Origin of the sequence: Neorhizobium sp. S3-V5DH, from assembly GCF_004343065.1 — a bacterium.
Lineage (GTDB): Bacteria > Pseudomonadota > Alphaproteobacteria > Rhizobiales > Rhizobiaceae > Neorhizobium > Neorhizobium huautlense.
Window position 1 is genome coordinate 96,838 of sequence record NZ_SMCL01000014.1, and the last position, 16,690, is coordinate 113,527.

Annotated in this window: 13 protein-coding genes; 4 read left to right on the forward strand and 9 right to left on the reverse strand. The window is 61.0% G+C overall.

What is annotated here, in order from left to right:
* Nucleotides 1-47: 47 nt before the first annotated feature.
* From EDE09_RS18810 to EDE09_RS18820, 4 genes are read right to left on the reverse strand one after another with little or no spacing between them, the layout of a single operon-like run.
* Nucleotides 48-2,399, reverse strand: coding sequence for an FTR1 family protein (locus tag EDE09_RS18810; RefSeq protein WP_132412344.1), 2,352 nt, complete (start codon nt 2,397-2,399; stop codon nt 48-50).
* On the reverse strand, nt 2,396-3,946 hold the full coding sequence (locus EDE09_RS18815) for a multiheme c-type cytochrome (protein WP_165924228.1): 1,551 nt from the start codon (nt 3,944-3,946) through the stop codon (nt 2,396-2,398). The genes EDE09_RS18810 and EDE09_RS18815 overlap by 4 nt, the downstream gene beginning before the upstream one ends.
* Nucleotides 3,943-4,470: a hypothetical protein gene (locus tag EDE09_RS28270; RefSeq protein ID WP_165924229.1), complete on the reverse strand. Its 528-nt coding sequence runs from the start codon at nt 4,468-4,470 to the stop codon at nt 3,943-3,945. Before EDE09_RS28270 ends, EDE09_RS18815 begins: the two co-directional genes overlap by 4 nt.
* A gap of 50 nt (nt 4,471-4,520) precedes the next feature.
* On the reverse strand, nt 4,521-5,576 hold the full coding sequence (locus tag EDE09_RS18820) for an imelysin family protein (RefSeq protein ID WP_165924230.1): 1,056 nt from the start codon (nt 5,574-5,576) through the stop codon (nt 4,521-4,523).
* A gap of 339 nt (nt 5,577-5,915) precedes the next feature.
* On the opposite strand from EDE09_RS18820, the gene EDE09_RS18825 reads away from it, so the two are divergent.
* The 4 genes from EDE09_RS18825 to EDE09_RS18840 all read left to right on the forward strand — a co-directional run bounded on the left by EDE09_RS18825 (nt 5,916) and on the right by EDE09_RS18840 (nt 9,916).
* A complete protein-coding gene (locus EDE09_RS18825) occupies nt 5,916-6,944 on the forward strand; it encodes a LacI family DNA-binding transcriptional regulator (protein ID WP_132412415.1) in 1,029 nt (342 codons plus the stop codon).
* A 257-nt stretch (nt 6,945-7,201) separates the two neighbouring features.
* On the forward strand, nt 7,202-8,101 hold the full coding sequence (locus EDE09_RS18830; RefSeq protein WP_132412350.1) for a sugar phosphate isomerase/epimerase: 900 nt from the start codon (nt 7,202-7,204) through the stop codon (nt 8,099-8,101).
* A 10-nt stretch (nt 8,102-8,111) separates the two neighbouring features.
* Nucleotides 8,112-9,122: a Gfo/Idh/MocA family oxidoreductase gene (locus EDE09_RS18835; protein WP_132412352.1), complete on the forward strand. Its 1,011-nt coding sequence runs from the start codon at nt 8,112-8,114 to the stop codon at nt 9,120-9,122.
* An 8-nt stretch (nt 9,123-9,130) separates the two neighbouring features.
* The gene (locus tag EDE09_RS18840) at nt 9,131-9,916 is read left to right on the forward strand and encodes a TIM barrel protein (protein ID WP_132412354.1); all 786 of its coding nucleotides are present in this window, start codon (nt 9,131-9,133) and stop codon (nt 9,914-9,916) included.
* Nucleotides 9,917-10,012: 96 nt separating this feature from the next.
* Here the strand turns inward: EDE09_RS18840 and EDE09_RS18845 are convergent, their stop codons facing one another.
* The 5 genes from EDE09_RS18845 to EDE09_RS18865 all read right to left on the reverse strand — a co-directional run bounded on the left by EDE09_RS18845 (nt 10,013) and on the right by EDE09_RS18865 (nt 16,523).
* A complete protein-coding gene (locus EDE09_RS18845; RefSeq protein ID WP_132412356.1) occupies nt 10,013-10,450 on the reverse strand; it encodes a pseudoazurin in 438 nt (145 codons plus the stop codon).
* 75 nt (nt 10,451-10,525) lie between these two features.
* Nucleotides 10,526-12,718, reverse strand: coding sequence for a PAS-domain containing protein (locus EDE09_RS18850; protein ID WP_132412358.1), 2,193 nt, complete (start codon nt 12,716-12,718; stop codon nt 10,526-10,528).
* Nucleotides 12,715-13,866: an FIST N-terminal domain-containing protein gene (locus EDE09_RS18855; protein ID WP_245505197.1), complete on the reverse strand. Its 1,152-nt coding sequence runs from the start codon at nt 13,864-13,866 to the stop codon at nt 12,715-12,717. Before EDE09_RS18855 ends, EDE09_RS18850 begins: the two co-directional genes overlap by 4 nt.
* A gap of 95 nt (nt 13,867-13,961) precedes the next feature.
* Nucleotides 13,962-14,645, reverse strand: coding sequence for a response regulator transcription factor (locus EDE09_RS18860; protein WP_245505198.1), 684 nt, complete (start codon nt 14,643-14,645; stop codon nt 13,962-13,964).
* Nucleotides 14,646-14,756: 111 nt separating this feature from the next.
* Entirely contained in the window at nt 14,757-16,523 is a 1,767-nt protein-coding gene (locus EDE09_RS18865; protein ID WP_132412364.1) for a PQQ-dependent methanol/ethanol family dehydrogenase, read from the reverse strand.
* Nucleotides 16,524-16,690 lie beyond the last annotated feature (167 nt).

Here is a 16,690-nt window from a genome sequence, read left to right on the forward strand (position 1 = left end):
GGCGATCGGACGGCGTTGTGTGGGACGGCGGTTCTCATGCTCAAGCTCTAGACCGGCTCCCGAGGCGCTACCGGCGTGTTGCTGGCGCGCGTCTCCAACGCCTTTGTCAGCAGCAGCCAGATTACCGACAGCAGCAGCAGAGCCGCCATACCCGCCTGTGCCAGCAATGCTTCGGCGACAGGATAGAGGCCGAAATAGAGCTGCATCCAGGGGCGATCGGGGAACCAAGCCACCGGCGTCGCGGAGAGGAGGGCTGCGGTCTGCAGGCCACGGACCCCACTTCCGATAAGGACGATGCTGAGGAGAGCGAGCAGGCATCCCGTTAGCCGAAAGAAGGCCGCGACCGGCAACTTCGCCCCCAGGCCGAGGATGGCATAGGCAACGGCCGCGGCGAGCAGTCCGCCGATTGCAAGTCCTGCAAGCACCGGTAGGGCTGGGGCATCGAACAGCAAGGCCTCGTAGAACAGAACCGTCTCGAACCCTTCCCGGAAAACGACGAGGAAGGACAGTGCAAACAGCGTGAACCAACCGAAATACCTCACTTTTTCCCCGGTCCTGGCTTGGGTGGCGGCTGCAGTCTTCCTGCGTATTTCGCCCACCCAATCCCCGACATAGGCTTTGCGGAATATCCAATGGGTCACGTAGACAAGAACCGCTGCCGCGATCAGTGCGGTTGCGCCCTCGAGGAGTTCACGTTGCAGGGTGCTCATTGCAAACAATTTGCCGACGACCAGCCAGAGTACGAGGGAACCGACGAGCGCAACCGCTACACCGCAGCTCAACGGCCAGCGCCAGCCTCCTCTCCCGGCGGCCGGCATGCGGTTCGCTTTCAGGGCACCGACCATGCACGCAAGAACCAGCACGGCTTCCAATCCTTCTCGCAGCAGGATGGCAAGGGATTGCAGGAAGGCGCCGGATGATGAAAGCTGGGTATTCAGCACCTCTTTCGCCTCCTCCGTCGCGCTCTTCATCCGGGCAATGGTTTGCTTCAGCAACTCCGGACTGCGGTCGGCAATGATGCGCCCCAGACCCGGTTCAGCGACGCTGCCCTCCCAGAAGCCCGCCTCCATCTTCAGCGCCAGGCTCGGGGCGCGCGGCATCAGGCGTTGCTCGATGTCGGGATCGAACAGCGCATAGGCTTCCAGCCGTTTCAGTTCGGCTTCCTCCCAGTCGCCAGCCTGAGATACCAGCAGAATTCCGTTGAGAATATCCGGCAGCAGCGACAGAGCGGCCTCATGGCCGCCCTGATTCAGCTTCGTCCCATAGAGATCCGCAAGAAGGCTACCCGCCTCGTCCGCGAGAGATCGCACAACTGTCTCGTCACCCTTGTCCGCGACCAGGGTCTTCATCTGAGCGAGAATTGCAGTAAAGCGCTCGAACGACCCGGGAGACCGGGCGGCAAGGTCGTAGCCGAGGTCACCGAACAGCATCTCCGCACGGTCGCGAAACAGGCCGGCCTCGAAGTATTCGAAAGGGATGGTGATCTCGCCGTCCCTCACTCCCTTTTCGTATTCCACCGGAACGAGGCCGATGAAGCGCGCCAGTAGCCGAACACGTCGGTCGAGTTCATCTGCGGACAAGATGGTCGGCGCATAGGTGGCAAGGGTCGCCTCGATCTGCACGACCAACGAGTGAAGGGCCTGCCCGTCGGTCGGCGACGCTTGGGCGAGCCGCGCGAAGGCGTCGCCGAGTATCCTGCCCTCATCGGGTTCGAGCCGGCTCGCAATATTGTCGGATAGCAGTGCGTAAAGACCGATTGCGCGAGACAGAGCTGCGGATAACTGCACTCCATAGCCTGTGGCTAGGTGCGACCGCGCTTCGGCGATTGCCTTGCGCAATTCACCCGCATAGATGCCAAGCAGCTCCGCCTCGATGACCTCGCGAGCACGCTCCGCCTCAATGCGGCCCGCAAGCGCTTCGCGCATGGCGATGCTGGCAGCCGTATCGCGGGATGTGCGCGCATATTCACGAATGTTGAGCCAGGCGGCGGCATCCTCCATGCGACCTTGCTCCAGGCAATCCAGGGTCGCGCGAAAGGCGCCGTCGAGCATGGCTGTCCAAATTTGTGCACGCGCGGTGGCGGCGTTCACCGAATCCCATCGGGAAACAGCCTCGGCAAATGCCGCAACGGACTCGGCCACACGATGGGCCTCATTGGGTCCCATCCGTTCATAAGCTGCCTCGAGCTGGTTGCTCCACAGATGGGTGACCCGCTCCAGCCGCTCTTCGACCTCTTTGCGAAGGGCGGCGTCCGGCGTCCGGAACAATCGGCGCTGTATCTGCGCACTTTCCGTCCTCACCACTTCGGCGTCCTGCCAGGGAACCACCTGCGCCTGCGCTGTCGATCCCAGTATGAGAACAAACACGAGCACGGCGGCGCGGCAGGCATTTTTGATCATGGTCGGACCTTTTCGGTATCGGGAAGGCTGAATGTAGCGGTCGCCAGCTCGAACGGCGGAATGACGAGGTCCGTCTTCAGCGTGTTATAGGTAAATTCCTGGGTGGCGACGCGGTACCAGAGCCGCGCCTCCAGCCTGAATGGCCCCTTGGCATCCGGCGGAAGCTGCGTCTCGTAGATGACAGCGTCCTCTCCCTTCGGCGGCACACCGCGACGTACATGCGAGATGGTGGCCGTAACGAACGTGAGATGGTCGGGAATGCGCTTGCCCTCTGCGTCGAGGAAGTCTTCCCGCCAGATCACGGCCTCCGGATCGGTCTCGCCGCGTTCCGCGTCGAAAGCACCCGAATGATAGATCTCGGCGCCGGTCGAATCCCGGACGATGACTTCCAGCCACATGTATTTCTGATCAATCACCCCGGTCGGCAGATTGTGCCCGGCGCCGAGATTTTGTACGGCCACCGAAAAACGCAGATTCCCCTCGGCGACTTCACTCTTGCGCAGCGCAAGTCCTGCGGCCGAGCGCAACAGCGCCCGTGTAGCCTCGCCCTGCCGGGCAACAAGTTCGGTGTTTCTTGCATCCGAAAGACCAGGCAGGATTCCTCCCCGCAGGAAGGTGAGCTTGGATCCGAGGCTGGTATCGAACATCAAGTAGTTCGAGCCGACGAAATTGTGGGCATACCGCACGGGCTTGCTGAGATCACCGGATCGGATCTGCCGCACATAGGCAGCCGGATCCGGCGCCATGTGGCAATCCTGGCAGGTGACATTGTTGCGGCCGTACCAGCTGTCGCGCCATTCGCTGAAGGTCGTCTGCACATGCTGCCGGCTCTGCGCCTTCGACATGGAGCCGTCATAGGCCTCGGTGTGGCACGCGCCGCAGAAATCCCCGCTCGCGATCAACGCGTTGGTCTCCGCTGCACCGTAGGCGCGAGCGTGATCACGCGGCGCAGCCAGGATCATTGGATCGGACAACTGGTCTACCCCGGTATTCACCGCAAGCGTCAGTGCTCCGTTGCCCTCCTCGGGATCGGCATGGATCGCCGTATGACACATGACGCAGGTGATGCCCTCGGTTTCCGCATCAGACGGCATGACGGATTTGAAACGATTGGTCCGTCCGGCCAGCACCTCGCCCGGCGCATGACAGCCTTCACAGAACCGTGCCTTCTCCACGCCATCCTTATGGAGGTCCTCGTTGGCTTCAACGGCTCTTTCATAGACCGTATCCCGGCCGGCGATGGCATGCAGGGACGGCGCCCATTCATCGAACTCGCGCCTGTGGCAGGCCGCGCACTCCGCTGCTGACCGGATTTGGCTGGGATCCGCCATCTTGCCATTCTCCGTCTGCACGCGCGACGGCCAGAAGGGCCGCTCACGCCCCGCTTCATCCGGACCGAACGGCAACTGATAGAACGGGATGTCTGCGACTTCGACCCCCGGCTCCGGGATTTCGGGGCGCAACAGTTCCGCCCCAGCTAGAAAGACAAGAGCGGAAAGCATCCCGAGCGCAAGCGGGGGAAGATGGGCCTTGAACTGGTACTTCATGACGCACGCCGTCTCTTTCCGGCCGGTGGTGGCGCCCAGTGCCGCAGCGTGAGATGGACAATAAGGCCCGCAGCTGCGGCAACCGTGCTCCAGAGATGCAGAAAGGTCAGCACATAAGTCGCCTCGAAGCGCCAGAACCAGAGGCCACCACCGAAATGGATCAACGCTGGCAACACCATCATCAGGCCCGTCACGAGGACGACCGCATATTTTGCGAGCAGGATCCAACTGAGCCAGGTGAAACCTGGCCGTTGGCTCTTCGGCAGGCCGCGCAGTACATGCCCGGCGATCCAGGACAGGAAAACGGCTGCAAAGATCAGACCAAGGATGATGTGGAGCAACAGCACCACCTCGCCGGCGTTCCAGTTGCGCGCCGCAAGAAATTCGACATGCAACCCCGTGCCGAACAAAAATGCAAACAGCAGGCATAGCGTCAACGCACGCCGAAGCCCCGGTCTGCGCGGGCCGTAATCGGCCAGGAGCTGCCGACAGGCCGGCGGGGGAGTGAGGCGGATGTGTTCCATCTCATCGCTTCCTGTAGTCGGCCCGTGGGGGCCTGCTCAGTCGAGAAACCTCAGCCGCGGATCCGGACACCGGCCTTGGCGGCCGCTTGAAGGACGAGGGCAACGATACGGTCTGCAGTGTCCTGCGCGTCGTTGCCTAGCGCGTCCGCCTCCTCGACACCGAATTCCGCACCGGAAGCTTCCCTGGCATACGTGTCGTCCACGAGTGCAAGCAGTTCCTCAAAACCTGCCTTGATGCGGCTGTCGAGATCGGCATCGCCGGCGGCTACCACCGGAGAGAGCGCCTCGGCATACATCTTCCGGCAACCACCCATGATGCCCTGCACATCGGCGAGACGGCTTTGAGCGACAAAGGCGCCGATTTCGCCGGAAATGAACTGCGATTCCTTCCATTCGCCGAAATAGTCCCCAACGGTCGGAGTCATGACGACGACGGAGGTGAAGGCATCCTCGCGATTGGGTGTCCAGGCGCTCATGTCCGCTTCCAGCGCTTTTGCCCAGAAAGCCAGCGCTCTGGCGGCGCCGAGACCGACATTGGCGTCGAAAAGAATCTCTCCTCGGGTGGTCTTGCCATCGCCGTTAAGGTCGGCGGAGAGTTTGATGCCGGCCTCGTTCATCCCCCAAAAGAGCGGCTCCGTGACACCGTGGAACAGGTTGCCCGGACGTTTGAGAACGGTACCGTCGGGAAGCTTCAAATCGTATTCGGCGACGTCCTCGCTTTCCGTTCCCGGATTACCCGCGTCGAGGATGAGGTCGTATTTCGCGGTAGCCGGAATGCCGGCAACGATACCCTCGATGGTCTCGTAATGGTTCGAGGCTTCCAGCCAAAGGCTACGGATTGATGCTATCTGCTTTGCAAGCCGCGGGCCTTCTGCAGACCAGGCTGATGCATAGTCGCCGCCATGTGCGGCTATCGTTCCAGCATAGTCGACAAGAGCAGCCTCCAGAAGTTCAGCCTGGACGATCAGGCGACGATTGTGATCGAGCGTGAATTGCTTGACATTCGCGAGGCCTCGGCTCTCCGCGTCGTCCGCTGCGACGGCACCGCATGGCAGCAGCAGGGCGGACGTAAGCATCATGGCCAGGGCTGGCTTACTCGTGTTCATGGCAAATCCTTCGTCTGATCGCTTCGGAGATGAAATGGCGCTTGGCATCATGCTGGCGCCTCACGTGGAGATGTGAGACGCCAGTTGCGAACGATTATCAATCGCGACACGAGCGCTCTTTGCGCCAGCGCAAATATTGACTATGCCAGTCATGTATTTTTTACGAAATGTCGGGGAGGTGGGGGCGCTGTAGCGGCTGCGCTCGGGATGCATGAGACAGGTCCACGTGAGCCGCTTGCTATGCTCGACAAACCATCGAATTGCTGATTGGTTTCCTTCAATCTTCATGACAGTTTATGTCAGCCTTGCGAAGAAATCCTATCCTTAGAGGTGGTATCAATGAAGCGTCCCACCATTGCCGATGTCGCATTAGCGGCCGGCGTCAGCGTTGCAACTGTCGATCGCGTCTTGAATGCCCGATTGCCGGTGCGGGAGGAAACATCAAGGAGGGTGTTCTCTGCTGCCGAGCAGATCGGATTTCACGGTACAAATATAATTCGGCAGCGAATGCTGGCAGATTTGCCTTCGTACGATCTCGGCTTTGTATTGCGCAAGGAGCGCCACGCGTTCTACCAGGCCTTCGCTGAGGAGTTGCAGGCTGCCGCACATGCGGTCAAGGACCGACGCCTTCAGGTGCACGTCCGGTTTGCAAAGTCCGGCGAGCCCGGCGAGCTTTCAGACCTGTTGCTCGGCATGAAGGGCAAGGTGCAGGCTGTTGGTGCTACCGGCCCAGACCATTACGATGTCACCTCGGCAGTCAGCGCCCTCAAATCTCACGGGATTCCCACCTTCTCGCTGCTTTCCGACTTTGCGCAAGGCGTACGGGAGGCCTATCTCGGCACGAACAACATGAAAGTGGGACGGACTGCAGCGTGGCTTTTGTCCAAGCTATCGCATTCATCGGGGAAACTGCTGCTCCTGCTGGGCGGCCACCGATTTCACGGGCACTCGCTCCGCGAGACCGGATTTCGCAGCTACATGCGGGAATACGCTCCGACGTTCGAGGTGCTGGATGCGCTCATCAACCTTGAAACACGGCGCCTGACCTACGAATTGCTGATGGACGCGATTTCTCGCCATGACGATCTAGTCGGTGTCTACTGCATCGGGGGCGGTATGGAGGGCGCAATCGAAGCTATGCGAGAAACCAACAAGAGCGAAAAGATCGGCTGCCTCGTCAATGAGTTGACGCCGCAATCACGACAGGCTCTGCTTGAACGGCGTATCTCAGGTGTATTCCAGACGCCGCTGCGCGAATTATGCGCCGACTTGATTGCCACCATGGTTCATACGATCGAACAAGGCATGGCGGAAACCCCGGGACAACGCTTCCTTCCCGCGCAGCTTTGGGTTCCTGAAAGCCTTTGATGGTTTGATAGATTCTATCATGCGTCATCCTGTTGTTTCTATCAGCGCTGATAGCCTGTGATCGTCAAGAGACGTTGACGACTCCCCTTCACTCGGAAAATGTCCTGTCCGGTGGTGGCGACAGGAGGCAGCTCCACCTGGATAACTTAAGTCCTAACCCGAACGATGATGATGAAGATCACCGATCCTCGTCAGTGAATTTCTGTTGTCCTAAAACGCCCTCAGGCGTCATTTCCAGCAAGGAGGCAAGGAGCATCATGCGTATCGCCCTCGACCCGTTCATGCATCGACATCTTAGCCTTGAGGAGCTGCCGCGGAAGGTGCGTGAGCTAGGCTACGAGTGGATCGAACTCAGCCCACGGTCCGACTTTCTCGAGTGGTTCAAGGCGCCGCGGGTTTTCCCGGAGCGGATCAAATCGTTCAAGAAGGCGCTGGCCGCCGAGAACGTGAAGATCGCCTCGCTCCTGCCCATGTACCGTTGGGCTTCCAACGACGAGAGCGAGCGGCAAGCGGCGGTGAAGCACTGGAAACGTGCCATTCAGATCGCGGTCGAGTTGGAAGTCGACACGATGAACTCGGAGTTCGGTCGCGGCCCGCACCCGGACAAGGGGTCGTGTTACTGCTGCCATACCGGCTCGATGATCGAAGCCTGCGAGGACGCCTGGTGGCGCTCGATGGAAGAGCTCGTTCCGATCTTCGAGCGGGAAGGCATCAACCTGCATGTGGAGCCGCATCCGGAGGACTGGTGCGAAACACTGCAGCCGGCCCTCGACATCATCCGCACGGTCAATTCGAAAAATGTCAAGTTCCTCTACTGTGCGCCGCATACCTTCTATTTCGGGGACGACACGAGGGCGATGCTTCGCGAGGCGAAGGACGTGTTGGCCCATGTGCATGTCGGCGACACGTTCAATCACAAGGCGTCTTCCGGTCTGCGCTACATTCTCAATCCGCCCGGCACCCAGGCGCGCGTGCACCAGCACCTCAACATCGGTCAGGGTGAAGTGCCGTGGGACGACTTTTTCGGGACGCTCGCCGAGATCGGTTTCGACGGCATCATGACCTCCTGCGTCTTCGCCTGGGAAGACAAAGCAGACCAGTCGGGTCGCTTCATGTGCGCCGAGATGAACAACTACATTCAAAAGTATCAACAGTGAGGCTTTTCCAATGACTGTCGGAATTGGTGTCATCGGCACCGGCGCAATCGGGCGCGACCATGCGCGCCGGATCAATCAGGTTCTTGGGGGTGCGAAGATCGTCGCTCTGAGCGACCTGAATCTCGCCTCCGCCGAAGCGGTAAAAAGAGACATAGCGCCAGATGCCGTGGTTTTCCGCACGGGGGAAGAACTGATCGCGTCACCCAATGTCGACGCCGTGCTAATCACATCCTGGGGTGCAACCCACGAGCAATACGTGCTTGCGGCGATTGCCGCCGGCAAGCCCTGCTTTTGCGAAAAACCTCTAGCAACGACCGCCGAGGGAGCAAAGCGCATCGTGGATGCGGAAACGGCTCATGGAAAGCGGCTGGTGCAGGTCGGTTTCATGCGCAGATACGACGCCGGTTATATTGCGCTGAAACAGGCGGTCGACACCAAGATCGGTGCGCCGATCATGGTTCACGCTGCCCACCGCAATCCGGCCGTTCCGGAACAATATGTAACGCCGATGGCGATCCATGACACGATGATCCATGAGATCGACGTGCTGCGCTGGCTGCTCGACGACGACTACGTTTCGGCAAGAGTGATCTTCCCCCGTTCAGCGGCACGCAGTCACGCGAAGCTCAGGGACCCCCAGATTGTCATCCTGGAGACGGCCAAGGGGACAATCATCGACGTCGAGATCTTCGTCAATTGCCACTATGGTTATGACATCCAGTGCGAAGTGGTGGGCGAAGACGGCATCGCCAGCCTGCCCGAACCGATGGCAATCCAGACGCGCCTTGGCGCCAAACTCCAAAACGATATTCTTACCGATTGGAAGGATCGTTTCATCGCCAGCTACGACGTCGAACTCCAGGATTTCGTCAACGCGGCTGCCAAGGGCACCGCTGCGGGCCCGAACTGCTGGGATGGCTATGTGGCCGCGATCACGTCGGATGCCTGTGTTCTTGCCCAGGAGGCCGAGGGACAACCTATCGCAATCAACCTGCCGCCGCGTCCTGCGCTCTACAATTGAGGTCTTCGATGCGTTTCGCCATCAATCACATCACCGCGCCCAAACTTTCGCTCGAGCAATTCTTCGCGACAGCCCGTAGTCTGGGCCTGACAGAAGTCGAGATCCGCAACGATCTTCCCGATATCGTCGGGACGGTCAAACCCGAAGCAGTCAAGGCTGCCGCCGAAAAGTCAGGCGTGACAATCGTCTCGATCAACGCGCTCTACCCCTTCAACGTCTGGTCAGGCGATCTGCCGTCGAAGGCGGTGGCGCTTGCGGATTATGCGGCAGCGAGCGGAGCCAACGCGCTCGTCATGTGCCCGCTCAACGACGGCACCAAGGTGTCGTTCGACGATCTTGTCGCGGCGCTGAGGGCCATGAAGCCCATTCTTGAGGAGCGTGGACTGACGGGGCTTGTCGAGCCGCTTGGCTTTCCGGTTTCGTCGCTGCGGACCAAGAAGGAAGCAGTTCGCGCCATCGATGCGGCAAAGGGCGGCGCCGTCTACAAACTGGTGCACGACACCTTCCACCATCACCTTGCCGGTGAAACGGAGTTCTTCCCGGATCGGACCGGACTGGTGCACATTTCCGGCGTTGTGGATCCGGCTGTCGCTGTCGAAGATATGCTCGACGCGCATCGTGTGATGGTCGACGCTTCCGACCGGTTGGAGAATGTTCCGCAGATCAGGGCGCTCATCGCCGCAGGCTTCGACGGCCCCTACAGTTTCGAGCCTTTCGCCGAGGAAGTGCATGCGCTGGCCCATCCGGAAGCCGCCGTGCGCCAGAGCATTGGCTACGTTTCCAGCAAACTTTGAACCGAGAACCGCTGCCCGTGCCCAGGCTCGGGCAGCGTGTAATGCAAGGCAATTGCGCGCCGCGCTCCAGGCTTCTTGCCTCGCGCCCAACGGGCCCTACTTTGACGCCAGAGCTTCAAACGCAGCGGTCATCCGCTCGTCTGCTTTTTTGGGCAGCTTCACGGCTTTTACCAGTTCCAGATTGGCGGGCGGGTCTCCGACGCGGATGAGGGCGACCATGCCCATGCTGAAATGCGGAGAACATTTCACCCCGTAGTAGCCGGGCTCGGCGACCGTCAGCACGTATTCCTGGCTCATCTCGCTCTTAAAGGGCTGGACGCCTTCGGGGAGCATTCCCTTGATGGCCTCGACATTGTGGCTCTTGTCCGTCGGAACGAAGCGGATCGTATCGCCGGGGGCCGCGACGACGGCGGCCGGTTCGAAGACCATGGTGCCGCTTTCGCCCTTGTTCATCATCTTGATGGTGTGCTCGCCCGCATGGACCGCGCCGGCCGCAAGGATCATCAGGGCAGATGCCGCCAATAGTTTCTTCATGTCCTTCCTCCTCCAATTCGGGTGGAAGGGATGTCCCATAGGGTGGTGCCTGCCGCAATGCGACCTTGGTGCCGATCAGCCGGCATGCAGCACGAAGGCCTCAAGCGCCTCGGCTGCGATCGGCTTGTACATGATTTCGATGCCCGCGGCGTCCGCGGAAAGACGTGTCTGTGGGGTGCGGTTGGCAGTGAGGATGCGGGTCGGGCGTTCGCCATATTCCGCATGTAGGGCTTGCACGGTTTCTATCCCGGTGAGCGTTCCGTCCAACTGCTGGTCGACCAGGTAGACATCGGGCACGATTCCGATCTCTTCCAGCAGAGAGAGCGCTTCTTCGCCGCTTGTCGCCTCAAGCACGCTCACTCCGCGCCGCTCCAGCAGCAGCGCGATGGCCCGGCGCAGGTCCAGATCGTTTTCAACCAGAAGCGCGATGCGATCGCTGTTGTCACCAGGCTCCTCCTGTATCGTCGGCGTTGCCTCCCGGTAGGCGGGTTTCGCGTGCTGCGCGACGACGGCCAGATCGATCGAGAAACAGGTGCCGCGTCCCGGCACCGAGCGAAGCGCCAGCCCGTGATCAAGCAGGCCGCAAGCTCTTTGCACGATCGCAAGGCCAAGGCCCATGCCTTCGGACGCCGAGGCCGAGCCCTGGATGCGATGAAATTCGCGGAAGATCGCTTGCTGCTGATCCGCAGCGATGCCAGGTCCGGTATCGTGGACTTCGATGCGTACATGACCTTTCGTCCGGCGAGGCCCGACGAGAACCCGACCGCTGTTGGTGTAGCGAATGGCGTTGCTGATCAAATTCTGCAGGATACGGCGCAGATAGGTCGGGTCGCTCGATACCGTCAGACTGCAGGGCAGGATGTCGAGTCTCAGGCCCTTGCGGGCGGCAATGGGCGCATATTCATCGGTAAGCTGTTTCAGCAGGACCGAAAGGGGGACCGGCCCGATGTCGACTGCCGCTCCGCCCGCCTCCAGTCGCGAGATGTCGAGCAAGGCTCCGAGTATCCCTTCCACGCTGACAAGGGCATTGTGCGCTTTTTCGAGGGTGCCTCGCATCGGTGTCGCTTCCGCATCGTCCCGTGCGGCCGCAACGAACAGTTTTGCGGCGGAAAGCGGCTGCAGCAGATCGTGGCTCGCCGCGGCTACGAAGCGGACTCTGGCCGAATTCGCTCGTTCGGCCTCGGCGAGCGCCGCCGCCAGATCTCCCGTGCGGGATGCCACGCGCGCTTCGAGTGTGGCATTGGCGCGGATCATGGCCTGTATCGCGTGACGCTCCCGCGTGACATCGGCGAACGACATGACAAACCCTCGCCCGGGCATCTCCTGCGCAAACACATCCAGTATGATTCCCGAGGAATGCTGGAGTTCGAAGGAAAGCCGCCCGCGCGGCAGCGTGCCTTCAACCCAGCGAGCCAGTATGTCGACGGGAAAGCCGTCGCCGAGGGTCGCGGTACGGGCGATGCGGTCGGCAAGCAATTTGAAGGGCGTTCCCCGCCGCAACAGCCGCAGGGGAATGTCCAGAAGCTGGGCGAACCGACTGTTCCATCCAGCTAATCGGCGGTTGGCGTCGAAGATGCCCACGCCCTGGTTGATGTGCTCCAGCGTCGCGCGGATCATGCGCGCCTGATCGTCCAGCAGCTTGCCGCGTTCGGAACGTTCCATGCGAATGATGTCGGTGATGTCGGTCTGAAGGACGACCGTGCCGCCGTCCGCAGTGCGCTGTTCGCTGACTTGGAGCCAGCGGTCGCCGCTCAAGCCGACGTTGAAAACCTGCCGGGCCCGGTGCAGCCGCATGCGTTCCGCGGCCCATGCATTCGGTGTTACCCCCGAGGGAAGCGCCAGCAGTGCGGAACGGCTCACGACCTCGACATAGTCGGCAAAAGTTATCCCCGGCGAGAGTTGGCGGCGCACATCCCCAAGATCACGGCAAAAGCGCGAGTTGCAAAGAACGAGCACCTCCGCCGGATCAAACAGCGCAAAGCCTTCTTCGATCGCCTCGATCGCCTGCGAGAGATCGCGTCTTGCCCGCTCGGTGGCGCTGTTGGCGTCGTTGAGCTGCTTCAGCGTGGCTTCCAGGTCGCGCGTGCGTTGGCGGACCCGCTCTTCGAGTATGGCCGCACGGCGAAACTGCTCGAAGGCGGCTCCCCTGTCTCCGGAGCTCTGCTCGACATGGCGCATCAGGGCGTCCGCGATGTCGAGCATCTTTTCGAGATTGCGCGCCTCGCCATCTGCGGGATCGAGCAGACCATCGGAGATGCGTTTGTTCATGGGGCGCTTTCCGAGACGACCGTGCCGGGCGGATAGAAGGCGAGCCCGGTCATCGTGTGGTTGATATGCATGGGGCCGATCTGCTCGCCATAGGTCGAGAAGCCAATGACGCCATGTTCCCGCAACAGCGCTGAAACCTGCCCTGTCATTTGCTTTTCCTGAGCTTCGACACGCCGCAGAACGCAATCGAAAGCGAGAACGGCGACCGGATCTCCCGGTTTCTTAAGAGCTTGCAGTTCGCTTGCCAGGTGACCGACGAGATCCTGTGGCTCTGCGATCGTCAGAACCATGCCTTCATCGATTGCGGAAAAAAACAGAAGTTCTCCCGAGGGCAGGACGCGCTGAATCGCGCGGACATGGTGGCGTTCACCCATGCAGACGGTAAGGGGGTGGATCGCGAAGGTGAGTGTATTGACGCTCTCCGGCTGCATACCGATGAGGCGGGCATATTCGCGCACGGCAGGCTCGGCATTGATACGCCGCACGATACGGGCGGCCGGATCCGCCTCAGTCACCACCATCCGGCGTTCCGTCGGCTTTATATGATCCATCTTGAAAGCTCGCAGCGGACAGGCGCCACGCATGACGGATATCACGGCGGCGTTTGCAAGAAGCCGTTTGCCGTCGAAGACGAAGGTCTCGCGGAAGCACGCGCCGTCGCCGGCCGATCCGCCAATCAGCGGCATTGCCCCTGTGCCCGCAGCGAGCGCCGAGGCCAGTTCGTCCTCTCGGGTCGAGAGACCGTCGACCAGAAGCAAGGCGAATTCTTCCGGAAAGTGCCCGTGGTCACGAGCAAGCGTTTGGCGAAGATGAAGCAGCGCATCGGAAAGCTCGCTCGCCACAAGCTTCGAGAGATCCGGGACGAGCAGCGTCTCGGCGGCAAAATAGCGAGAATGGAATCCGACCGCCACGATGCTCGCCTCATCATAACCTGCACCGGAAATCTCTCCAGCCGTGGTGCAGCCGGCGATCCGTGCGCCCGGCCAGGCTTGTGCCGCGTCGGAAACGATGGCAGGCACATCGGCCTCAGGGGAGACAAAAAGGAGGACAAGCGAAAACGGGCCAGGGCCAAGGCTTGCCGCCAGGCGCTCGACCGGACAGGTGTCGTGCGCTGAAACGAGCGCACGCGCGACGAACCGTTCATCCACGGGCGATGGCCTCCTCCGCCTTTCCCCCGTCATCAAGTTTAAAGCATCCGCCGAGACTATGCGCCAGCGCGAAGTTCGGCTTGGCCAGACTGTTTTCAGTCGCTTACCATCGTGCTGAAACTCGCCTCCTGCGCGAAGAGTACGGCTTGCATGCGCGTCTGTACGCCGAGCTTTCGCATGATGGCGGTGATATGCGCCTTCACCGTGGTTTCGGCGATGGAAAGCTCATAGGCGATGTGCTTGTTCATCCGGCCGGCGCAGACGAGCTGCAGGATACGCGCCTGCTGGCGCGTCAGCAGTGCCAGCCGCTTCACCGCTTCTTCGGACGGCGTGGGCGCCGAGGCTTCGAGTGCCATTCGGCTCGCGTGGATTTCGCCTCGCGCGATGACGGCGAAGGCCTCGCGGAACTCTTCGCGCGAGGCATGCTTCGGTACGAAGGCGTTCACGCCGGCTTTCAGCGCGGCCCGCACCACCCGGATCTCATCGAGCGACGAGACCACGACGATCGGCGTTTCCGACACGGCGCGGCGAAGGCGCACCACCCCATCGAGCCCGTTGACATCGGGCAGGTTGAGGTCGAGCACCACGACGTCAGGCAAGGGCCCAGTTTCCAATCGGGTGAGCGCCGCCTCCAAAGTGCCGACGGCCTCGACGTCGGGAATGCCGACCGGGCCTGTCAAGGTCATCGCCAGCGCATCGCAGAACAGCGGGTGATCGTCGACGATCAGCGCCGATTTCAGCGTGCGCACGGGTTTCTCGAGTACTGGAACTGGCATCATGCGAAATTCCCGAAAGGGCTGGCGATAGCTTAACATGGATTTGGTCCGTCTTCATCGGCCTTGTCTGGCCCGGGTGAAAAGGATGAAGCCGGGCGTTTCCGCCCGGCTCCTTCAGTTCAGCGATGCGAGCTGTTTGGGCAGACGGAAGGTCCAGATCATGCCACCCTGATTGAGGTAGTTGACCTTCTTGGCCACTTCGCCGCCCCATAGTGGCACAGCTCCGCCCCAGCCCGAAATCACCGAGACATATTGCTCGCCGTCCTGTTCCCAGGTGACCGGCTGTCCGACGATCCCGGAACCGGTCTGGAATTTCCAGAGCTCCTCGCCGGTCTGGTTGTCGAGAGCGATGAAATCACCTTCGGGCGTTCCGAAGAAAACGAGACCGCCGGCGGTAGCCATCGCTCCACCCCAGAGCGGAGCACCGTTTTTATACTCCCACTTGATCTCGCCGGTGTTGGGATCGATCGCCTTCAGGCTGCCGATATGGTCTTCGAAGAGCGGCTTGATGGTAAAGCCGGCACCGAGGTAGGCGGCACCCTTCTTGTAGCTGATCGGCTCGTTCCAGATGTCCATGCCCCATTCGTTGGAGGGAACATAGAACAAGCCGGTCTTCGGGCTGTAGGCCATCGGCATCCAGTTTTTGCCACCGAGAAACGAGGGAACGGCGAAGACCTGCTGACCTTTCGAGCCATTGGCCGCCGCCGCGGCATCGCCTGGGCGGTTGTCCTCGTTGTAGATCGGACGGCCCGTTTTATCGATGCCCTTCGCCCAGGTGATGTTCTTCACGAAAGGATGAGCGGAGACGAATTTGCCGTCTTCACGGTTCAGCACATAGAAGAAACCGTTGCGGTCGGCCGTCGCAAAGCGCTTTTTGCCGTCCTTGTCGACGAAAGGAACGACCTCATTGACGCCGTCGAAGTCCCAGCCCTCACGCGGCGTGGTCTGGAAGTGCCACTTGATCTCGCCGTTCTGCGGATCGATCCCGAGACGGGAGGCGGCATAAAGGTTGTCGCCTTTGTTGCCCTCTACCGGTTTGCCGGCGTTGCGAAGATGGCTGTTCCACGGAGCGGGGTTGCCGGCGCCGAAGACGAGCGTCTTGGTGTCTTCGTCATAGGAGCCGCCGAGCCAGGTCGCCCCGCCGCCGGTCTTCCACAAGTCGCCAGGCCAGGTCGCATTCAGCGTCCCGGTCATCGTGCTTTCTTTGCCCTTGAAGGTGCCCATGTGGCCTTCGATCACCGGCCGGGTCCAGACAAGTTCGCCGGTCTCCGCATTGCGCGCCTGCACTTCGCCGACGACGCCGAATTCGCCGCCGGAATTGCCCGTGACGACGAGGCCGTTCACGATCAGCGGTGCGGCCGTATAGCTGTAACCTTCCTTGTAGTCCGCGATTTTCTTGTTCCAGACGACATCACCGGTCTTGCGGTTCAATGCCACGAGACGAGCATCGAGCGTGCCGAAATAGATGTTGTCGCCGAAGATCGCCGCGCCGCGGTTGACCACGTCGCAACAGGGCAGAATGCCTTCCGGGAGGCGCGCATCATATTGCCAGACTTCCTTGCCGGTCTTGATGTTGATGGCGTAGAGGCGGCTATAGGAGCCGGTGATGTACATGATGCCGTCGTAGATGATCGGCTGGCTTTCCTGGCCGCGCTGCTTTTCGCCGCCGAGCGAGAACGCCCAGGCAGGCACCAGATTCTTGACGTTCTTGGTGTTCAGCGTTTCCATCGGCGAAAAGCGCTGCAGGCCGCGCCCCATGCCATTGGTCAAGACGTCGCCGACGGTTTCGGCGTCCTTTGCAAGATCCTCTTCCGTTACGCCGGCCTGCACCGCAGTTGCGCAGGCGATGGCCGCAACCGCGGCCAGAACGAAACTCCTCATGACATCCTCCCTCCATGCCCACAAAGGATGCGGGCTCCACAGCGCGGATCATCTGCCTAGTCGCCACCGCGATGAATTGGACCTTGGTCGTAATGTCGGTGTTCCCGGCGCCGGTCGGCCCCCCCAATAGGTCGTATATCGAGCCTTGTGAGCGGGAGATACCATTC

Excerpts from the sequence above, each read along its gene's own strand:
- EDE09_RS18810 (WP_132412344.1), bottom strand. The coding sequence starts at position 2,399 with ATGATCAAAAATGCCTGCCGCGCCGCCGTGCTCGTGTTTGTTCTCATA.
- EDE09_RS18815 (WP_165924228.1), bottom strand. The coding sequence starts at position 3,946 with ATGAAGTACCAGTTCAAGGCCCATCTTCCCCCGCTTGCGCTCGGGATG.
- EDE09_RS28270 (WP_165924229.1), bottom strand. The coding sequence starts at position 4,470 with ATGGAACACATCCGCCTCACTCCCCCGCCGGCCTGTCGGCAGCTCCTG.
- EDE09_RS18820 (WP_165924230.1), bottom strand. The coding sequence starts at position 5,576 with ATGAACACGAGTAAGCCAGCCCTGGCCATGATGCTTACGTCCGCCCTG.
- EDE09_RS18825 (WP_132412415.1), top strand. The coding sequence starts at position 5,916 with ATGAAGCGTCCCACCATTGCCGATGTCGCATTAGCGGCCGGCGTCAGC.
- EDE09_RS18830 (WP_132412350.1), top strand. The coding sequence starts at position 7,202 with ATGCGTATCGCCCTCGACCCGTTCATGCATCGACATCTTAGCCTTGAG.
- EDE09_RS18835 (WP_132412352.1), top strand. The coding sequence starts at position 8,112 with ATGACTGTCGGAATTGGTGTCATCGGCACCGGCGCAATCGGGCGCGAC.
- EDE09_RS18840 (WP_132412354.1), top strand. The coding sequence starts at position 9,131 with ATGCGTTTCGCCATCAATCACATCACCGCGCCCAAACTTTCGCTCGAG.
- EDE09_RS18845 (WP_132412356.1), bottom strand. The coding sequence starts at position 10,450 with ATGAAGAAACTATTGGCGGCATCTGCCCTGATGATCCTTGCGGCCGGC.
- EDE09_RS18850 (WP_132412358.1), bottom strand. The coding sequence starts at position 12,718 with ATGAACAAACGCATCTCCGATGGTCTGCTCGATCCCGCAGATGGCGAG.
- EDE09_RS18860 (WP_245505198.1), bottom strand. The coding sequence starts at position 14,645 with ATGATGCCAGTTCCAGTACTCGAGAAACCCGTGCGCACGCTGAAATCG.
- EDE09_RS18865 (WP_132412364.1), bottom strand. The coding sequence starts at position 16,523 with ATGAGGAGTTTCGTTCTGGCCGCGGTTGCGGCCATCGCCTGCGCAACT.